The organism is Nocardia anaemiae NBRC 100462 (assembly GCF_001612725.1).
Taxonomy (GTDB): Bacteria; Actinomycetota; Actinomycetes; order Mycobacteriales; family Mycobacteriaceae; genus Nocardia; species Nocardia anaemiae.
On sequence record NZ_BDAZ01000008.1, the window covers coordinates 303,225 to 321,859 of the forward strand.

Annotated in this window: 15 protein-coding genes and 1 pseudogene; 10 read left to right on the top strand and 6 right to left on the bottom strand. The window is 65.9% G+C overall.

The annotated features are described in order from the left end of the window. Positions 1-213 precede the first annotated feature (213 nt). Entirely contained in the window at positions 214-537 is a 324-nt protein-coding gene (locus NA5_RS06975; protein ID WP_062983065.1) for a WXG100 family type VII secretion target, read from the top strand. Positions 538-571: 34 nt separating this feature from the next. After that, a complete protein-coding gene (locus NA5_RS06980) occupies positions 572-877 on the top strand; it encodes a WXG100 family type VII secretion target (RefSeq protein ID WP_062983067.1) in 306 nt (101 codons plus the stop codon). A gap of 112 nt (positions 878-989) precedes the next feature. On the opposite strand, the gene NA5_RS06985 is transcribed toward NA5_RS06980, so the two are convergent. Both NA5_RS06985 and eccCa read right to left on the bottom strand, forming a co-directional pair. Beyond that, positions 990-2,018 carry a type VII secretion-associated protein gene (locus NA5_RS06985; protein WP_169811270.1) on the bottom strand — a complete coding sequence of 343 codons (1,029 nt, stop codon included), beginning with the start codon at positions 2,016-2,018 and terminating at the stop codon, positions 990-992. A gap of 422 nt (positions 2,019-2,440) precedes the next feature. Then, positions 2,441-6,481 (bottom strand): type VII secretion protein EccCa, encoded by a 4,041-nt coding sequence (gene eccCa / locus NA5_RS06990; protein ID WP_062983071.1) that lies wholly within the window; start codon positions 6,479-6,481, stop codon positions 2,441-2,443. A gap of 173 nt (positions 6,482-6,654) precedes the next feature. Here eccCa and eccD point away from each other — a divergent pair, with 173 nt between their 5' ends. From eccD to NA5_RS07005, 3 genes are read left to right on the top strand one after another with little or no spacing between them, the layout of a single operon-like run. Beyond that, positions 6,655-8,121, top strand: coding sequence for a type VII secretion integral membrane protein EccD (gene eccD / locus NA5_RS06995; protein WP_062983073.1), 1,467 nt, complete (start codon positions 6,655-6,657; stop codon positions 8,119-8,121). Beyond that, the gene (gene mycP / locus NA5_RS07000; protein WP_245672126.1) at positions 8,118-9,524 is read left to right on the top strand and encodes a type VII secretion-associated serine protease mycosin; all 1,407 of its coding nucleotides are present in this window, start codon (positions 8,118-8,120) and stop codon (positions 9,522-9,524) included. The genes eccD and mycP overlap by 4 nt, the downstream gene beginning before the upstream one ends. 60 nt (positions 9,525-9,584) lie before the next feature. Then, complete coding sequence (locus tag NA5_RS07005; protein WP_062983075.1) at positions 9,585-10,331, top strand: potassium channel family protein; 747 nt, start codon at positions 9,585-9,587, stop codon at positions 10,329-10,331. Between the two features lies 1 nt (position 10,332). Here the strand turns inward: NA5_RS07005 and eccB are convergent, their stop codons facing one another. Then, positions 10,333-11,820, bottom strand: a complete 1,488-nt coding sequence (gene eccB / locus NA5_RS07010) for a type VII secretion protein EccB (protein ID WP_062983077.1) — start codon at positions 11,818-11,820, stop codon at positions 10,333-10,335. Between the two features lie 112 nt (positions 11,821-11,932). On the opposite strand from eccB, the gene eccE reads away from it, so the two are divergent. Then, complete coding sequence (eccE, locus tag NA5_RS07015; RefSeq protein WP_062983079.1) at positions 11,933-13,582, top strand: type VII secretion protein EccE; 1,650 nt, start codon at positions 11,933-11,935, stop codon at positions 13,580-13,582. A gap of 275 nt (positions 13,583-13,857) precedes the next feature. Here eccE and NA5_RS07020 read toward each other — a convergent pair whose 3' ends face one another. Beyond that, positions 13,858-14,418: an NADPH-dependent FMN reductase gene (locus NA5_RS07020; RefSeq protein ID WP_062983080.1), complete on the bottom strand. Its 561-nt coding sequence runs from the start codon at positions 14,416-14,418 to the stop codon at positions 13,858-13,860. 140 nt (positions 14,419-14,558) lie between these two features. Between NA5_RS07020 and NA5_RS07025 the strand changes: the two genes are divergently transcribed. Next, on the top strand, positions 14,559-15,395 hold the full coding sequence (locus NA5_RS07025) for an NAD(P)H-binding protein (protein ID WP_062983082.1): 837 nt from the start codon (positions 14,559-14,561) through the stop codon (positions 15,393-15,395). 440 nt (positions 15,396-15,835) lie between these two features. Here NA5_RS07025 and NA5_RS07030 read toward each other — a convergent pair. After that, positions 15,836-16,804, bottom strand: a pseudogene (locus tag NA5_RS07030) (NAD-dependent epimerase/dehydratase family protein); the annotation flags it as partial. A 39-nt stretch (positions 16,805-16,843) separates the two neighbouring features. Further along, positions 16,844-17,653 carry an S-methyl-5'-thioadenosine phosphorylase gene (locus tag NA5_RS07035; protein ID WP_062983084.1) on the bottom strand — a complete coding sequence of 270 codons (810 nt, stop codon included), beginning with the start codon at positions 17,651-17,653 and terminating at the stop codon, positions 16,844-16,846. Positions 17,654-17,727: 74 nt separating this feature from the next. Between NA5_RS07035 and NA5_RS07040 the strand changes: the two genes are divergently transcribed. From NA5_RS07040 to NA5_RS07050, 3 genes are all read left to right on the top strand, one after another. Next, positions 17,728-18,024 (top strand): hypothetical protein, encoded by a 297-nt coding sequence (locus NA5_RS07040; protein ID WP_157110270.1) that lies wholly within the window; start codon positions 17,728-17,730, stop codon positions 18,022-18,024. Beyond that, positions 17,991-18,188, top strand: coding sequence for a hypothetical protein (locus tag NA5_RS07045; protein ID WP_062983088.1), 198 nt, complete (start codon positions 17,991-17,993; stop codon positions 18,186-18,188). Before NA5_RS07040 ends, NA5_RS07045 begins: the two co-directional genes overlap by 34 nt. 174 nt (positions 18,189-18,362) lie before the next feature. Then, positions 18,363-18,632, top strand: coding sequence for a metal-sensitive transcriptional regulator (locus NA5_RS07050; RefSeq protein ID WP_062983353.1), 270 nt, complete (start codon positions 18,363-18,365; stop codon positions 18,630-18,632). Positions 18,633-18,635 lie beyond the last annotated feature (3 nt).

Here is an 18,635-nt window from a genome sequence, read left to right on the forward strand (position 1 = left end):
ACGCGGAGGGAGGGGCGTGTGAGCACGGCAGATCACGACGAGCGCATTGCTGGGGGTGTCAAGGTCCGAGGGGTTCCGTCGACGAGTTCGGGACCGAACGCGTGATCGACCAAAACTTCTCCGAGATGGATGGAACCGATCCATCCTCGCTCGCGTCCAATCATATGAAGAGGCCGACTGGGGATCCGTTGGCCGGAACCGAAGGGAGCCACAGTGGCAATAAAGGCAAGCGTTGATGCGGGAGCGCTCAAAACCTTCGCACAGCAATGCGAAGACAAGCATTCCCGGCTTGTTCAGGAAATCCAGCGGGTGAAGGCGCATGAGGATGCCACCACCGCCACCTGGAGCGGTGAGGCTCGCGGAGCCTTTGACTCCTTCATGGAGCGCTACTACTACCAGGCCGACAAGCTCAACGACAAGCTGCTTCAGACGGTAGAGAACCTGGTGCAGTCCAGCGGAAAGTTCAGCGCACAGGACTCTGCGTTCCAGCAGAGCGTGCAGTCGCACGCCTCCAGCCTCGACCTTCCGCCGGTGTAATCCCAGAATTACCAACAGGACTCAAGGAGCTGAAATGGTAGCAAACGCCGTAAACAAGATCTCCGCCGACTTCCATGCCGTGGAAGCCGGCGCCATGGATATCAAGAACCAGGCCCAGAGCATCATGACCATGCTCGATGACTTCAAGAGCGATGTCTTGAAGTTCGTGCAGGACAACTGGGAAGAAGGTGCTGCTTCCGAAGCCTTCCAGGAACTGCAGAAGATGTGGAACCAGCATGCGGCACAGCTGAACGACACTCTCAATGGCGCGGCCCAACTGGTCAGCACCGGCAATGCGGAACTGCAGGGCACGGATACGGCGCTCGCAGGCCTCTTCTGAGATTCGTTAGAACGATTCGTGCCCCCGGCGGTCCCGCCGGGGGCACGAATCGTTCTGCGGCGTATGGGACGCTATCGGAATCATCCGTTGCGGACGCGCCGAGCCGCCTTATCTATGACGTCACCTGCACGGATGCCGCAAACTGCTCGCAGGTCGGCGCAATCGACTCGAACCCATCGAGGTACTGACACCCAATGCTGACCTGAAGCCCGTGCTCCACCAACACCTGCCATCGAACGGTCGAGCCGTCGCCGGGTTGCTCGGTGTAGGACAGGCCGGATTTGCCTCCGAACACAACGTCACGCTTCAGTTCACTGACGGCGCCGCTCGGCCGCTGCTTCATCTGCGCTTCGAGATTCTGCGCAACCTGCTCATATCCAGCGCCCGGGGCGACCGAGGTCTGAATAACAGTGATGCGCTTACGAGTTCCGTCCGACGGGACAAGGTCGATCCGCGGCTTGCTCGGATCAGGTGTTTGCGTGAAACGCCATCCGATGGGTACCTGAAAACGCAGACGCCCCACGGCTTCGAAGTGCGCATCGGGTGCTGTCGTCCTAGATGGCTGTGCACTGATCGGCGCGGCGGTGCTCGCGACCACAGATGTGCCGGCGGATGACGGCGTGTGACTGCCATCCGAACCACCAAGCGCAGCAACTGAACCGGCGACGGCGGCAGCGACAACCGCAATAGCCACGACGCCACCGACGGCGTACACCTTGGCATTTCGCTTAGGAGGGTGTATTGCCGCGGCACGCTGACGCAGCGGTTGCATCCATTCCATGGTCGGCAACGGGGCGGCCCCGGGCTGGTACGCGGGTTCTTGCCGCGTTCTGCGGACCAGGTCCATCCCGGCGATCGGACGCAGTTCGGTGTCGGGCCCACAGACCTGCAGCACGACTGAACGAATCAGTTCCAGTTTCGTCGGATCGGAAATACCCACTGCCTGAACGACATCCGCGGGCTGCCCAGCAAGCAGGTCGCCGATGAGCGCCGATAGTTCGGCGAAGGCGGCCGAATCCGGTTCGAGCGAGGCCACCGCGAGATTCGGTTCATGTGCGCAGCACTCGATCTGGATACCCTGATGCCCCCGGATCACGGAGGTCGCAGTAGTCGAGAGCGAACCGAACTCCAGCACGACCACGCGCCTGCTGCGACCGGCCCCAGCGTCGACGGCTACCGCGCGTACCGCCATATCCTCGAACACGACATTGGACGCAAAGCCACGCACCGCATTGTCGACAACCGCCCGACGCCGACCACCCCATTCGGTTGGGAGTACGACGGTTACCTCGTCACACGGAACCTGGACGCCTAGGTTCTGCATCGCTGTGCCGACCACTGCGGTCATTGCCTCGGCGACGCTCGGCACGCGGGGCAGCAGCGCGATTCGGTCCGCATCGACGTACTGCACTGCAGAGCTGACTTGCGTCGGTGGCGTAAGCGGTTCTCCGACAGCCAGATCCCCGTTGCTACCCAAGACCACCGACGGTGGCGCATCCCAATGTGTAGTGGGGCCACACGCCCAGATGCGGGTGTCCGTAACCACCAAATCGACTGCCGGCATCACTCGGCCAGAGGCATCCACGCGAGCTGGATCAGACCTTCGTGGTTCCGTGTGACATAGGTGCCACGCCCGGGCGGCTTCGGGCCTGGACGAGTGGTGCCCATCAGCACGCCTTCGTCCCTACTACAACTCATGATCAAACCAGCGGATCCGAGGTCCTTCATTCGCGCGACCGTTGCCTCGTACATCGCGCGACTCGCGCCGCCCGATCGCCGCGCGATGATCACATGGAAACCGAGATCCCTGGCGTGGGGCAGGTGATCCAGAAGGGCGGACACCGGATTGCCTGACGAGGAGGCGACCAGGTCATAGTCGTCGACGATGACATAGAGCTCCGGGCCGCTCCACCACGAGCGATCTCGCAGTTGCTGCGGCGTCACGTCAGGCCCCGGCGTCCGCTGGGCGACGTAAGCGGCGAGATCCGCCATGTTCTGAGTGAATTGCGGTGCGGTGGAACCATATCCGGCAAGGTAGCCGTCTGGCACCAGGCCGAGCATCGTTCGCCGGTAGTCGCCCAGAATGAAGCGAGCCTCGTTCGGAGTATTGGACGCGGCGATCCCCTCGATGATCGATCGCAGCAAGGTTGTCTTACCGGTCTCGGTATCACCGATGATGATGAAGTGCGGGCTCTCGACGAAGTCGAGATAGACCGGTGCCAGCTCGGATTCGTTGATACCAATCGGGATTCGCATGTTCTTGACGCCCCGCGGAAGCTGCGCTGGCCAATTACCGGCAGACTGCAGCAACTGCTCGCGCGGCAGCATCTCCGGAAGCATGCGGGCCGCTGGCGCAGGCCGTCCCGGTGTCAAGCGGGCGATCGTCGCAACCGCTTCGGAGACGGACTGGCCCAGGGTGGCCTGATCGGCACTTCCATCGATCCGTGGCAGGCCGGTCAGCATATGCAGGCATTCGGGTGTCATACCGCGTCCCGGCCGCCCCTGCGGAACCAGCTGAGCGAACTTGCGACCCAGATCCGAATCCATCGGGTCACCGAGCCTGAGCTCGATACGGGTGCCGATCTGGTCTTTGAGCGCAGGTCGAGCCTCCGCCCAGCGATTGAGGGCGATAACGACGTGCACGCCATAGGAAAGTCCCTGCACACCAAGGTTCATGATGGTCTGCTCGAGTGCATCGAAGTCCTGGCGGATCGAGCCGAAGCCATCGATGACCAGGAAGACATCGCCGAAGGCGTCCTCATGGGCGCCTGCCGCGGCCGGACTGCTCGCCGGATCCATGGCGCGCAGACGGCGGAATTCGGTCATCGACTCGATGCCCAACTGGCGGAACCGCGCCTCGCGCTGGCGGACAATGGTCGTCATTTCGGCGATGGTGCGACGGACCTTGTCCTCATCGAGACGGCTCGCCACCGAACCCACATGCGGCAGGCCTTCGAGGCTGGCCAGGGTGCCACCACCGAAGTCGAGGCAGTAGAACTGCACCTGTTCGGCGGTGTGGGTGAGAGACAGGGCCATGATCATCGTGCGCAGCGCCGTCGACTTACCCGACTGGGGGCCGCCGACGACGGCGACATTTCCTCGGGAACCCGACAGGTCCACGACGAACGGGTCGCGGCGCTGGTCGTAGGGGCGGTCCACGATGCCCATGGGGGCGCGCAGGGTGGCGACGGCGGAGTATTCGCCGGTGAGCACGCTGCGCGGGATGAGTTGGTCGAGGGTGGGGGGCTCGTCCAGCGGCGGCAGCCAGATCTCGTGGGCCGGGCGGCCGTGGCCTTGGATGCGGGAGGCCAGCATGTTCAGATTGGAGATCTGTTCGCCGTCCTCGGACTGCGGCTCCGGATCGTGCGACGCCTCCGATGGCAGCGGGACCCGGTCGATGGCGCGGAAGTCGACGTGGGTGGCGGTGAACGGCCTTGCCTTGACGTCGATTTCGCCGCCCGCGACACCGGCCTGGGTGACCTCGCGCTGCGAACCGCCACCGACGTAGGGACCGGAGACGTAGGCGGCCTGGAAGCGCTGGATCTCGCCGGAATCGGACTTGAGGTAACCACCGCCGGGGATGCCGGGCAGATTGTAAGCGTCCGGTACGCCGAGGACCTGGCGGGATTCGTTGGCGGAGAAGGTCTTCAGACCGATGCGGTAGGAGAGGTGGCTCTCCAGACCCTTCAGCTTGCCCTCTTCGAGGCGCTGCGAGGCCAGCAGCAGGTGTACGTGCAGTGAGCGGCCGAGGCGGCCGATCATCACGAACAGTTCGGCGAAATCCGGGTGCTGGGTGAGCAATTCGGAGAACTCGTCGAGCACGACGAACAGTGCGGGCAGCGGGTCGAGGTCGGCGCCCGCCGCGCGCGCCTTTTCGTATTCGGAGACGTTGGCGAAGTTGCCCGCCTGGCGCAGCACTTCCTGGCGGCGGTTCATTTCACCGGCCAGGGCGTCGCGCATACGGTCGACCAGGTCGGCTTCCTCTTCGAGGTTGGTGATGACGGCCGCGACGTGCGGGACACCGTCCAAGCCGAGGAAGGTCGCACCACCCTTGAAGTCGACGAGCACCAGGTTCAGCTGGTCCGGCGAATGCGTGGCCAACAGGCTGAGCACCAGGGTGCGCAGGAATTCCGATTTACCGGAACCGGTTGCGCCGATGCACAATCCGTGCGGGCCCATACCGCCCTCGGCGGCTTCCTTGATGTCGAGTTCGATGGGTGCGCCGTCGGCGCCGACGCCGAAGGGCACGCGCAGCCGCTCGCGGCCGTAACGGGGACGCCAGGCATGTTCGGGGTTGAACGTACCGATATCGCCGAGCTTCATCAGCTGGGTCCAGGTCGAGATCACTTCGGCGTCATCGTTTTCCACATCGCTGCTGCGCTGGGTCGCGGCGCGATACGGTGCGAGTCGGCGTGCGACCTGCTGGGCCTGCTGCGGACTGATCCGGTCGATGAGCGCGAAACGCTCCTGGTTGCCGGTGGCGCCGCGACCGACGCATTCACCGTTCTCGACAACCATCTTGATGCCGCGCGAAACCGCCAAACGCGGTGCGTAGCCGCACAAGTCGATGATGGTCACGCCCTCGTAGCCGGATTCGCGAAGTTGGTCTTCTTCGGCCTCGAGCAGGCCGCCGTCGACGACGATGACGATATGCACCAGGTTGGCGTTGGCGGGCTGGTTGCGGGAGTAGCGAACCCGGTTGGCCAGCAATGGATGCAGGCCCGCGGTGGCCTCCCGGATCGAGCCGTAGAACATGCGCTGGGTGCCGATGCCGTCCTGCGCGTCCGGGTGCTGGGTGTGCGGCAGCCACTTGGTCCACTCCCATTCGCGGGCGGTGTCCGGGCCGCAGACGACGGCGATGAGCACCTGGTCCGGCGCCTGGAACATGCACAGCTGCAACAGCATTGCGCGGGTCATATCCCGGGCCTCGGCGCGGTCGCCGTCGAGTGCGATGGTCGCGAAGCCCTTGACCGCGATCGCCGTCGGCAGATCCGGAACCGTGGAGTGCGCACGCACGAAGCGGCGCAGCGAGACCGCCGCGATCGGCTCCAATTCCTCGACCGGGCCGGTCTCCGGCGCGACCAGGCGGGTGGCCAGACGTTGTCCGCCGATGCCGATGCGGGCGTGGCAGAAGTCCTTGTCCCCGGCGCGGCGTTCCCACATGCGGCTGGTGCCCGCCAACATCCAGATCAGGCCCGGCTCAGGGTGACTCCATTCGACCGAAGCGCGCTGCTGGGCCGCGGTCTGGTCGACATCCTTGCGGACCTGGTCGAGGTAGCGCAGATAGTCCTTGCGGTCCTCGTTCGCCTCGGCCGCCTTCTGTCCCTTGCCGCCGCCCTGACCGGCGAACATGCCGACCATGGAGACGACCATCATCATCGGGAACATCATGCTCATCGGGTTCGACGCGATGCTGCCACCCTGAGTGAACAGCAGCGCCATCATGCCGACCATGCCGACGACCATCACGACCGGCATCAGCTTCGATACCAGGCTGCCCGGTGTCACCCTTGGGATTTCGGGCGGCGGCTGCAGCGTGACCTCGCCACCCGGCGTGCGCGGCATCTCGCGACGCGCACGCCGCTGGAACCGGACGGTACTCATCGGACGAGATCCCCCTCTTCGCAAGCTGCGCTTTTTCGGCCTCAGTGTAGAGGGCACAGCTGACATGTCGTACAGTTCGACCAGCATTCTGCTGCCCGAACGGTGGGTTCGCAAGCTCGGCCCCTCGCGCACGGGACGCGGAAATACGAGGTAGAGACCGAGTTGGGGGAAGCTTGACGCACGCGCGACTTGACCACATCGACGAAGAATCCTCGCGCGGCATCGTCCGTGCGCCCGACCTTGCCCGGGTCACGATTCTCGCGAAGCACACCCAGGTGGATATGGCGATTCCGGTCGATGTGCCGGTCGCGCTGGTGATTCCGAGTGTCGTCGATATGGTCGCTCAACACAGCCGCACCAACGATTTCGACAACGAGGGCGAGCGCTTCGAGCCCGCCGAATGGGTGCTGGCCCGAATCGGCCATCCGCCCTTCTCCAATTCGCTGAGCCTCGGTGAACACGGTGTGCGCGACGGTGAGCTGCTCATGTTGGAGAGCGCCTCGCATACCGCGCCGACGCCGCTGTTCGACGACATCATGTACAACGTCGCGATCGCCGACGCCGACCACTACCGCAGCTGGACACCGAAGGTCGCGCGGATCACCGGTTCGGTACTCGCCGCGCTCACCATGATCGTCGGCTGCCTCGGTCTGCTGCTGTCCAAAGACGCGCTGCCGGGCTGGGTCAGCGGTTCGCTCGCATTGACCGTGGCGATTCTGCTCGTGATCGCGGGCATGGTGCTCAGCCGGATGTACGGCGACACCTCGACCGCGCTGGTGCTGGGTGGCTGTGCGCTGCCCGCCGCGTTCACCGCCGGAATGCTTTATGTGCCAGACGATTACGGCTGGGCGCATCTACTGCTCGGTTCGGTACTTTTCGGCGCGACGGCGGTTCTCGCGTGGCGCGTCACCGGCGTCGGACTCGCGCTGTTCATCGGCGCGGCCACGCTCGCGGTGTACGCGGTACCGGCGTCGCTGGTCGGCGTACTGACCGACCAGCCGGAGAAGGCCATCGGCGCCGTCGCCGCAGCGCTCGGACTCGCGGGTCTTTCACTCTCACCACGGGTTTCGATGCTGTTGGCCAAATTGCCGCTGCCGCCGGTCCCCTCCCCCGGCACTCCGATCGATCCGACCGAGGACGATCCGGACGATCACCGCGCGCTGCCGACCATGGAAGTGCTGCGGGTCAAGTCCGAGCGGGCCCGCATGTATCTGGCCGGACTCGTCTCGGCGACCACGCTGATCTCGGCGGCGGGTGCGTTGGCATCCACCGATCCCGGGGCCGATGATCCGTACTGGCCGGGTATCGCACTGGCACTGGTCACCGCCGTGGTGCTGATGTTCCGCAGCCGAACCTACGCGGGTGCGGAACAAGCCGTGGTGCTGATCGCGGGCGGCGCGGCCATCGTGCTGATCATGATGGTCGGCGTCGCCATCGGCATGGAGCAGCCGCTGGCCGTCTTCGGGGCGGCGATGGTGGTGCTGGTCGCCGCGCTGATTCTCGGCATCATCATTCCGAACCAGTCCGCCACGCCGCCGATGCGTCGCGGCGTCGAATTGCTCGAGTACGGGTTTGTGGCCGCCGTGCTCCCGCTGGTGTTCTGGGTGGCCTCGCTCTACTCGCTCGTTCGCGGGCTGTGAACCGGCATCTGCGCGTCGCGGCGGCGGCCGTGGCGTTGGGCCTGAGCGCGTCGTTGGGTCTCGGGGCCGGTGCCGCATCCGCGGATCATCCGCCCGCGGTGAATCCGGGTCTGCTGCCCGCGGGTGACCCGGCCGCGCCGCCCGAAAAGACCGAGCGGCCCGCGAATTCCGATTGCTCGAATACGGTATCCGGCGGTGAGGGCGCGACGATTCCCACCGCGCAACGCTCCCTCGATCTGGACAGCGCGTGGCGGTTCTCCAAGGGGCAGGGCCAGACCGTCGCGGTCATCGATACCGGTGTCGCGCGGCATCCCCGGTTGCCGGGACTGATCGCCGGTGGCGACTTCGTGGCGAACTCGGGCGACGGCACCGAGGACTGCGACGGGCACGGCACCTTCGTCGCGGGTCTGATCGCCGCGTCGAAGATCGACGGTCAGGGATTCTCCGGTGTCGCACCGGAAGCGCGCATCATGACCATCCGCCAGACCAGCAAGATGTATCAGAAGGAAGGCCGGGCCAGGGAGCGAAATCCGGACGATCTGCCCGAGGGCTACGGCAATCTGGCCACCATGGCCTCGGCGATCCGGCGGGCGGCGGATGCGAATGTGAGCGTCATCAATATCTCCGAGGTGTGGTGCGGCTCGTCCAATGACGTGGACGGATCCATCGGCGCGGCAGTGCGATACGCGACGCTGGAGAAGGACGTGGTCGTGGTCGTTGCCGCCGGAAACCAAGACGGCTCCTGCAAGACCGAACAGCAGATCATCGATCCGCTCGATCCGTCCGCGGATCCGTGGAGCAACGTCAAGGTCAATGTGAGCCCGGCGCGCTGGGACGACTATGTGCTCTCGGTCGGCTCGATCGATTCCAACGGAGCACCGTCGAAGTTCACGGTGCCCGGCCCGTGGGTGAGTGTGGCCGCGCCGGGCGAGAATATGGTTTCGCTCGACCCGCGCGGCACCGGGACCGCCACCGGCACCGTGAATCAGCAAGGGCAGCAACAGGCGATGAGCGGCACGAGCTTCGCGACGCCGCTGGTTTCCGGGGTGGTCGCGCTGGTCCGTGCGCGTTTTCCGGAGCTGAGTGCGTTGGATGTGGTCAAGCGGATGCAGGCCACCGCGCATGCGCCCGCCGAGGGCTGGAGTCCCTATATCGGCTACGGCGCGATCGATCCGGTCGCGGCGCTGACCGATGAGGTGAGCAGCGCGCCGCTGCCGCCCAAACGGCCGAGCCCGGCCAAGAGCTCCCAGCTCGCGGTGCCGAAACCGGCTCCGCCGCCGGACAATCGGGCTCGCAATGTGGCGCTGATCGGCACCGGGATCATCGGGACCGCCCTGGTGCTCGGCTACCTCGCCTCGTTCCCGATCCGCCGCCGATTCGGGGTGAACTCCGACGATATGTAGCGTCGTCGTGGCAAACGGCGGTACATAGGGTGTCGCACCCGATCGATACAGGTAGTTCCCATGCACGCAGCACACAGCCATCCGACTCGTAGACAAGCGTGGGAACGTGCGACCGGAATCCCGATGCTGGTACTCGCCGTGCTCTTCATCGGCGTCTACGCCTGGCATGTGCTGGATACCGGAGCGTCACCGCGGCTCGATGCCTGGCTCGAACGGGTCGACATCATGATCTGGGCGGCATTCGCCGCGGACTTCGGCATCCGAACCTGGCTGTCGTCGGATCGCTGGCGGTTCGTGCGCACACATCCGCTGGAGCTGTTGATCGTGCTGTTGCCGCCGTTTCGTCCGGTGCGGCTGCTGCGGGCGGCGCTGTTGGTGCTCGACCAGCTCAACCGCAATCGGGTGACGCGCGCCCGGCTCGCGATATTCGTCGGCACCAGTTCGGCACTCACGCTGGTGCTGTGCAGTCTGGCGTTCTTCGATGCCGAATACGGCGCACCCGACAGCAAGATCCACAACTTCGGCGACGCCCTGTGGTGGTCCATGGTGTCGGTGACCACGGTCGGCTACGGCGATGTTTATCCGGTGACCGTGCACGGCCGCCTGATCGCACTGATCCTGATGACGCTCGGCATCGGCCTGATCAGCTTCGCCATCGGCACCACGACCAGCTGGGTGATGGAGCAACTGAAGGCCGTCGAGGTGACCGCCGATCGCACCGAAGGAGAGATCACGGTGCTGATCGACGAAATCCGCTCGCTACGAAGCGAAGTCGCCGAGTTGCGCGCTTCGGTCTCCGAGGACTGACTCAATTCGCCGAGGCGACAGGAGATTTCGAGGGTGACGGATCCGCGGCGACGCCGTCGTGGGCGACCATGGCATCCGCGCGGGCCAGGCTCGGACCGGCCGCGAGCAGGCCGACGATCGGCCACGGTGCGGGTTCGGCCTTGGTGCCCGAATCCGAATCCATGCCGAGCGCCTTTTCGGCGTCGGAGTCCTTGATGCCGTAGCGGACACCAGTGTCGGCGATGTAGAACTTGCTGTCCTTGCGGCGGCTGTCCGGCTCGATGCCGGTGGTCTGGACGAAGGCTCCGGTGCCCGGCGCGATGTAGACCGAATCGGCGTTGGCGCCGGAACCGTCGGCCTGGGCCAGCGGTACGAGTTTGGCGTTATCCGGAATCGGCAGGGCCACACCGGTGAGCACCGTCAGTTCGGCGCGATTGCCGCCGTCCTTGTTCTCGGCTGCCGCAGGCAGCGGTTTCCACGACAGACAGCTGACGGGATCATCCTTGGCCTGGATAAGCGATGGAGCGGACTGCGGATAGTCCCCCACCGGCAGCGCCCGCGAGACGTCCGCGCGGGTGCGCTCGATCTGTTCGATCCAACTGTTGCCGGCACTGGTCGGATTGCTATTGCGGATGATTTCGGCGGTCACGCGAGAGACCGGCTGTAGACCGTCTTGCAGCACCACATAATTCAGGTCGGGCTCGTTGGGCACCTGTACCACGTCGCCGATTCGGTGGCCGCTGACCGAGTAGGTCACCGAGCCGCCCGGGTTATCGATGTGGGGCGGAATGATCGGCAGCACTTCGGGAATCGTATTGAGCAGGCCTTCGCCGATCGGCCGGGCGGTAGCGCCGGTGATCTTCAGTGCGTCGGTGACGGCCCGATCCTTGAGGTTCACGCGGGCGCGCTTGCCCTCGTAGACCAGATACGCCGAATCCTTGCCCTGGACCAGCAGTGCCCGGTCCTTACCCATCACCGAGGCCTTCTCGCCGAGTGAGAGACTTCCGGCGAGCACCGAGGTGGTGAGGTCTTTGCTGCCGTCCACCTTCAGCTGGTCACAGACGGTCCAGATCCGGCCCTTGCCGTCCTTGTCGAAATGCAGCGAAGACGGTGCGCCCGGAATGCCGATCAGCTGGCCGCGGGTTTTCTTGCCGATCTCGGATTCCTTGACGATGACTGCCTTTTCCGGCGATCCCGCGGCCAACCGGGCCGAGGCGAGGTTCAGCGTCGGATGCGCGACATCGTTGATCATCACGTAGACGGCGCCGGATTCCTTGCCGATCAGGATCTTGTTACTGCCCACCTTGTCCTGCGGACGCAGCAGTGCGAGCACGCCACAACCGGCCAGCACCACGATCGCCATGATCAATCCGGCCGCGTAGGCACGGGACTGGGAACGCATCGGATCGTGCAGCATGCGCACGTCCCGGCGCACCAGCGCGTGTTCCATCCGCCGGACCAGGAAGCGGTAACCGCTCACCTGCCAGCGTGTAGTGGGTTTTGAAGGCATGTTTCCCTCCCCGAACAATGCTCGCGTTCGCGGAACACAGTACAGTTCCCGAGGACTATTGTTCAGCTCGGCCGCTGCGATACGGCCGATACCGGGTACTTGGGGGACGACGATGGCCGAACAAGGCGGCGCGGGACCACGCCCGCTGCTCGGGCGCATCTCACTGCCGAATCTGCTGATCGCGCAAGTGATCGGGCTCGTTGCCGGACTGCTCGCCTTATCGGTCGGACTCGCCGCCTGGCCCGCGTTGGGCGTGGCCGTGGTCGTCGGACTGCTGCCACTGATCCCGGTCGCCAAGCGCACCATCCTGGATTGGATCGCCACCTGGTGGCGCTATGTCACCCGCGGCGATTACCAGCTCGGGGATACCGTCGACTTCCGCGGCTCGGACGGCCGCTCGCTGGGGCTGTATTGGGACGGCACCCGGGTCGTCACGGTCGTCGAGGTGCTGGCCCCCAAGGGCGGACTGACCCGGATCGCCCGCACCACCGTGCACGCCTCACATCTGCTGCCGCTGCCGGAATTGGCGAAATGCCTGAACCAGCACGACATTCTGCTCAGCGGTATCGATATCATCAGCCATGGCCACCGCAGCCGATCGGGTACGCCCGCGGGCAAGATCTACGAATCGCTGCTCGGGCCGCTGCCCGCGACCGCGCACCGGAATGTGTGGCTCGCCATCAGCTTCGACGCCATCGCGTGCCCGGAAGCCGCGGCCCGGCGCGGTGGCGGTAGTGAGGGTGCGTCACGGGCGGTAACCATTGCGACCCAACGCATTATGCGCACGCTCGAGGACGCCGACTGCAGCGCACGCATCCTCACCGCACCCGAGATCCGCAAGGCGGTTCTGCAGGTCACACAGGGCTTCGATCCGCGCACACTGACTCATCGCTGGCGATACGCCGAAATCGGCAACAGTGTGAATATCGGTAGCGCGGTCGATCCGAAGCGGCTCGGTTCGGATCTGTTGTCGCAGTTGTGGGTTGCGCCGTCGCGCGGTACGACCGTCGCGGTGCGGCTGCGTCCCGGCAGTTCGGCCGAATCGGTGAGCATTGGCGCGGCTTGGCGGTTGACCACGCGGGAGCTGCCGGAGCGCACGAAGCTCAAGGGTCTGATCTCGATGAACGGGCGGCAGCGCGATGGTCTGCTCGCACATCTGCCGCTGGCCATTCCGAATCTCGATGATGCGGTGCCGGTGACCGAATACCCGATCGATGTGATGAGTGCACTGCATCTGCCGTCGTCGGGGTGTGGTCAGCTGATCGGGTCAGATGACGAGGGGCAGGGTGTCGCGGTCCGCATTGTCGGTACCGGTATTTCGACGGTGTATGTGGCCGGTGAACTGTATCTGGCTCAGCAGTTGGTATTCCGTGCGTTGGCGGTCGGCGAACGCATCCTGATCCGCACCGATCGGACGCACGCCTGGGAGCACCTGGTGACGACCATCGGGAATCCGGAGCGGCTGCAGATCGCGGTGGAAACGCATCAATCCGATGCAGGGTTCACCGCGACCGTGGTCGACGGTGTGCTGGCGCCCGCGCCACACGCCGGTGTCACGACTATCTATGTGACCGGAGATCCGATGGGCTGGCCCGCGACTCGCCCGGACCTGTCGATCCACCAGCCGGGAGCCATCGGGAACCATGTGGTGCTGCGGACCGGGACCGCTCAAGTCGACCTGACGTTGGTGTCGATTCCGCGCGAGGCGACCTACATCGGACATCCGCGAGGGCGGCGGGCTATGGCGGAGAGTGCGCAGTAGCCGTTTGGTTCCGTCGCACGGGTGGGGCTGCGGAAGGTGGCGGCCGATCACTGGGAGTGAGTAGCGCTCGGCTTCGAAGCCAGCGGGGCCGCGGGCGGTCCGAAAGGCGTGGCGGGCGATCGCTTGGCGTCCGCAATAGCGCTGGGGTTCGATGCGTGAGATCGGAGCCGCGGGCGGCCCGGACGGTGGCGGGCTGAGGCTGGGAGTCGTTGGAGCGTGGGCACGTCCGGTACTTGGTGTGCGCGGGCGGGCTAGAAGGTGTGCGGCCGCGCGGGTCAGCCTGGGTAGGGGTCCGTGGTGCGGGCGGTGCGGAGAGTTCTTGCCCACCAGGCCAATTGGCGGATCAGGCGGGCGGCGGCGTCGATGGCTGCGCCGTCTCGGGTGTTGCCTGATTCGTCGAACTGCTTTTTGGCTTGGTGGAAGCTGACGGTTTCGCGGATGGAGACCATGTGGATTTCGGCGACTACCTGGCGGAGTTGTTCGACGGCGCGCAGGCCGCCGGAGAGGCCGCCGTAGGAGACGAAGCCGATGGGTTTGGCGCGCCATTCGTGTTTCGCGTTGTCGAAGGCGGTCTTCAGTGAGGCCGGGTAGCCGTGGTTGTACTCGGAGGTGATGGCGACGAAGGCGTCGGCGGCGGCTAGGCGCTTGCGGTAGGCCTCGACTTCGGCGGTGCAGGTCAGATCCGTTGGCAGTGGGGTGGTGATCAGATCGATGACGCCGGTATCGAATTCGGGGGTCTCCCGTACCGTGCGCAGGAACCAGTCGGCGACCACCGGAGCGAATCGCTCCGGGCGCGTGCTGGCCACGATGACCTCTAGCCGTAGCGGAGTATCCACTGCGCGAGCCTAACTCGGAGTGCCGACGGTACGGTCGAGGCGGGGCGGCGATCTCGATTCTTTCGCGGGATCGGTCGACGCTCGGCTCGGTAGCCCGCATGATGGACCGGGCTATTCGGTGCGACTCTGAAGGAGACGGCATGATCCTGGTGACCGGTGCGACCGGCAATATCGGCACGGAACTGGTTGTGGCACTGAGCAACTTCGGCGCTGCCGTGCGCGCGCTGGTCCGCGATCCGGCACGGGCGCAGCTGCCCGCCGGAGTCGAGGCGGTGACGGGCGATCTGAACCGGCCGGAGAGCCTGACCGAAGCCCTGGACGGGGTCACCGGAATGTTCCTGCTGCCAGGCTACGCCGACGCCCCCGACCTGCTCGCCCGCGCGAAAAAGGCGGGCGTCCAGCACATCGTCCTGCTTTCGGGTGGTTCGGCGGCGCTCGAGGATATGAACAATGCGGTCTCCGCGTATATGACGCAGGCCGAGCGGGACGTGCGCGAATCCGGTCTGGCGTGGACCTTTCTGCGCCCGCGCTCGTTCATGTCGAATGCGCTGCGCTGGTTGCCGCAACTCGAACAGGGCGATGTGATTCGCGCTCAGTTTCCCGACGTACCGGTCGCGGCAATTGATCCCGCCGATATCGCGGCCGTCGCGGCGGTCGCCCTGACCGGCGGCGGACTGGCCGGGCGGATCCTCGAGCTGACCGGTCCGCGAGCGCTCGTGCCCGCCGATCAGGTCGCGGTGCTCGCCGAAGTGCTCGACCGGCCGCTGGTCTGCCAGGGCTTGACGAATGCGGAGACGCGGGCCGAACTCGAGTCTTCCATGCCGCAGCACTACGTCGACGCATTCTGGAGCTTCTTCGTCGACGGCACCCTCGACGAATCCCAGGTCTACCCCACCGTGCACGAGGTGACCGGCCGAGAACCACACACTTTCGCCCAGTGGGCCCACGCACACGCCGACGCTTTCGCCAAGGCGTAATCGACGGTGCGACCCATCACTTCACCCGCCCAGAAGCAGCGCAGCCAACACAGCGCCGCGCCCAACCTCGCAGAGGCACTGACTACCTCGCACACCAAATACCCTGTGCGAGCTACCCACTGCTTATGCGTCACCTTCGCGGGTAGCCGAGGCAGCATCGGCTGCGACTCGGGGCGCAACAATCGGCTTCACATCGACGAACCCGCTCCGGCCTCCGGTTTCGTCAACTCCGGGTAGGGCGCAGTATGCGGCCCGGCGCCCTCGATCACTGGCTCCGGCTGGGGAGCGGATGCGTTCGGCACCGGAGGGTCCGGGCGGGGTTCGGATCGTGCGAGCGGCGCGGCGGGCCGAGGTTCGTGTGTGGTCGGAGGATTCGGGGCGCCGCGCACGTGTAGTGGAGCGGACTCCCGTTGGGGTGTGGTGGGCTCGGCTGCGGGGGCGGCGAGTTCGGCGAGGCCCTGGGCGGGTGTGATTCGGGCAGTGAAACCCAGGGTGCGCCTGGCTCGTTCGGGGTCGGCGGCGAGGTGGCGGGCATCGCCCAGGTGGTATCGGCCGGTTACTACGGGGGCCGGGCCGCCGCGGGCTTTGGCCATGATCGAGGCGACTTCCCACATGGTGATGGGGTGGCCGGAGGCGATGTTCAGGGGAACGAAGCCGGGCGGGCGGCGGTCGACAGCGGCCACGGTGGCGGCCACGATATCGTCGACGTGCACGATGTCCCTGACCTGCCCGCCGTCCTCGCCTACCAGCGGCGGACGGCCTTGATCGAGGGCGATGAGGAAGTTTCCGATGAAGCCGGAGCGCGTGCCTGCGCCGTAACCGTTGTGGTAGCGCAATGCCGTGACGGCCGCGCCCGTGGCCAAACCCCAAGCGAGCGCGTAGTTTTCCTGCGCCAGCTTGCTCGCACCGTAGAAGCCGCGTGGACGCAGCGGCGCGTCCTCGGTGACCGGCTCCCAGGTGAGCAGCTCCCCGGTGCGCGGCGCCAAGTGATCGAACATGCCGCGATCCAGATCTGCCCGCCGCCGCAGTCCGGGGTAGAACGGCCCGCTGTTCATCCCGCGATAGCGCCCCTCGCCATACACCACAACGGATGAGGCGAGCACCAGATGACGCACCTTCGCTCGCCCCATCACATCGAGCAGCACCGCCGTCCCGAGATCATTGTGCGCGGCGAACACCGCCGATTCGGGCCCGGAGGTGACGGCGGCGAGATGACAAACCGTATCGATGCCGCGCAGCAGCGGCTCGAGCGCATCGGCATCGCGCACGTCCGTGCGCGAAATACCTTCCGGCACTTCCACTTCCGGCCCGAGTAGATCGACCCCCACCACCTCGTGCCCGGCCGCGGCCAACGCCCGCCGCAACCGCGCCCCGACGAACCCGGCTGCCCCGGTGACCAGCACTCTCATCGCATCCGCACCCCGCGTTTCGGCTCCGAACCAATCTGATCACGGTAGTTCGAACGGCAGCGACACTCCCGCATGGACACGGCAACGGTCGCAGGTATCGGTTCCGGTGACCGCCGAAACCGAGCGCCGGATCAGCTCCTTGAACGGCGCCAGATTCTTCTTGAACTCGGCGAAGACGTCGACGGCGTGCACACCATCGCCCTCCTCCAGACCCGCATCCAGATCGGTCACCAAAGCCACTGCGGCATAGCACATTTCGAGTTCACGTGCGAGCACCGCCTCGGGATGACCGGTCATATTCACCAGCTCCCAGCCCTGGGCCGCGAACCACCGGCTCTCGGCCCGGGTGGAAAAGCGCGGGCCCTGCACGACGACCATGGTGCCCGACGACTTCATCGGCAGCGCATCCGTGGCGGATTTCGTTGCCGCGGAACGCAGTTCGTCGCAGTACGGGTCGGCGAAGGAGACGTGCACGCCACCGCCGTCGAAGTAGGTCTGCGGGCGGCCGGAGGTCCGGTCGACCAGCTGATCCGGCACCGCAACGGTCCCCGGCCCCCAGTCCGCGCGCAGGCTGCCGACCGCGCACGGCGCGAAGATCCGCCGCACCCCGATCGAGCGCAGCGCCCACATATTGGCCAGGTAAGGCAGCGTATGCGGCGCGAATTCGTGCTGTTTGCCGTGCCGGGGCAGGAAGGCCACCGGCCGACCCTCCACCTCACCGACCGCGATCGGCGCGCTCGGCTTGCCGTATGGTGTCTCGACCTCGACGGTGGTCGCCTCGTTATCGAAGAAATCGTAGAAGCCACTACCGCCGATCACGGCGAGCGCGGGCCGAACATCCAAACTCATGCACCGATTCTCTCGCTCCCGCCCGATCCGCGACCAGACGGGTCCACATCTGGCCAACTGGACCGTCGTTGATCATGACTCGAGTTGGACGGGCGATGAAGGTGCGCCGGTTGACGATGGGCAGCGGACTGGCCTTCGCCAGCTCGGGTCCGCTGGCAAAATCGGCGCTGGCGGCCGGTTGGTCACCGGGCGCGGTGCTAGCGATCCGGCTGAGCGGTGCCGCCGCGATCATGCTGACGGTCGCGGCATTCAGCGATCCGATCGGATTGCGCGGCAGCCTGCACCACCCGCGCACCGTCGGCGGGTCACCCCCAGCACGGTGGTCGCATATATCTGCGTGGCGGGCGCGGCACGCATCGGCTCCACGCTGACGTCGCTGAATCTGCTGAGCGAGGTGGTGTTGCCGTGGCTGCTGCTCGACGAATCGGTCACGCTGACGCAGGCGATCGGCGGCGTGCTGGTGGTCGGCTGGCCCACAGCGGCGCGGAACACCGGACCCGCACACCGGTGGCCGACGCGGCGCGCAGCGCGGTAACCTGACAACACCCGCGCAGCACTGTACCCTAGGGGGGTATTAATAGGCCGGTCGAGCCGGTGAGCAGCGAGGAGACAGCCGGTGACATCCACCCCGTCGCACAATGACACCGCGCCCACGCCGGGCAGTGACTCGGCGGGCACCCACGACCACGCCGCACACGGCCACGGCTACATCACCGCCAAGGACGACTACCTCAAACGCCTGCGCCGGATCGAGGGGCAGGCCCGCGGCCTCCAGCGCATGGTCGAGGAAGAGAAGTACTGCATCGATATCCTCACCCAGGTCTCCGCGATGACAAAGGCGCTGCAGGCCGTTGCGATGGGGCTGCTCGAGGACCACATCAGCCACTGCGTGGTGGACGCGGCGGTAGCCGGTGGTCCCGAGGCGGACGCCAAGATCAAAGAGGCCACCGACGCCATCGCTCGCCTGGTGCGCTCCTGAACC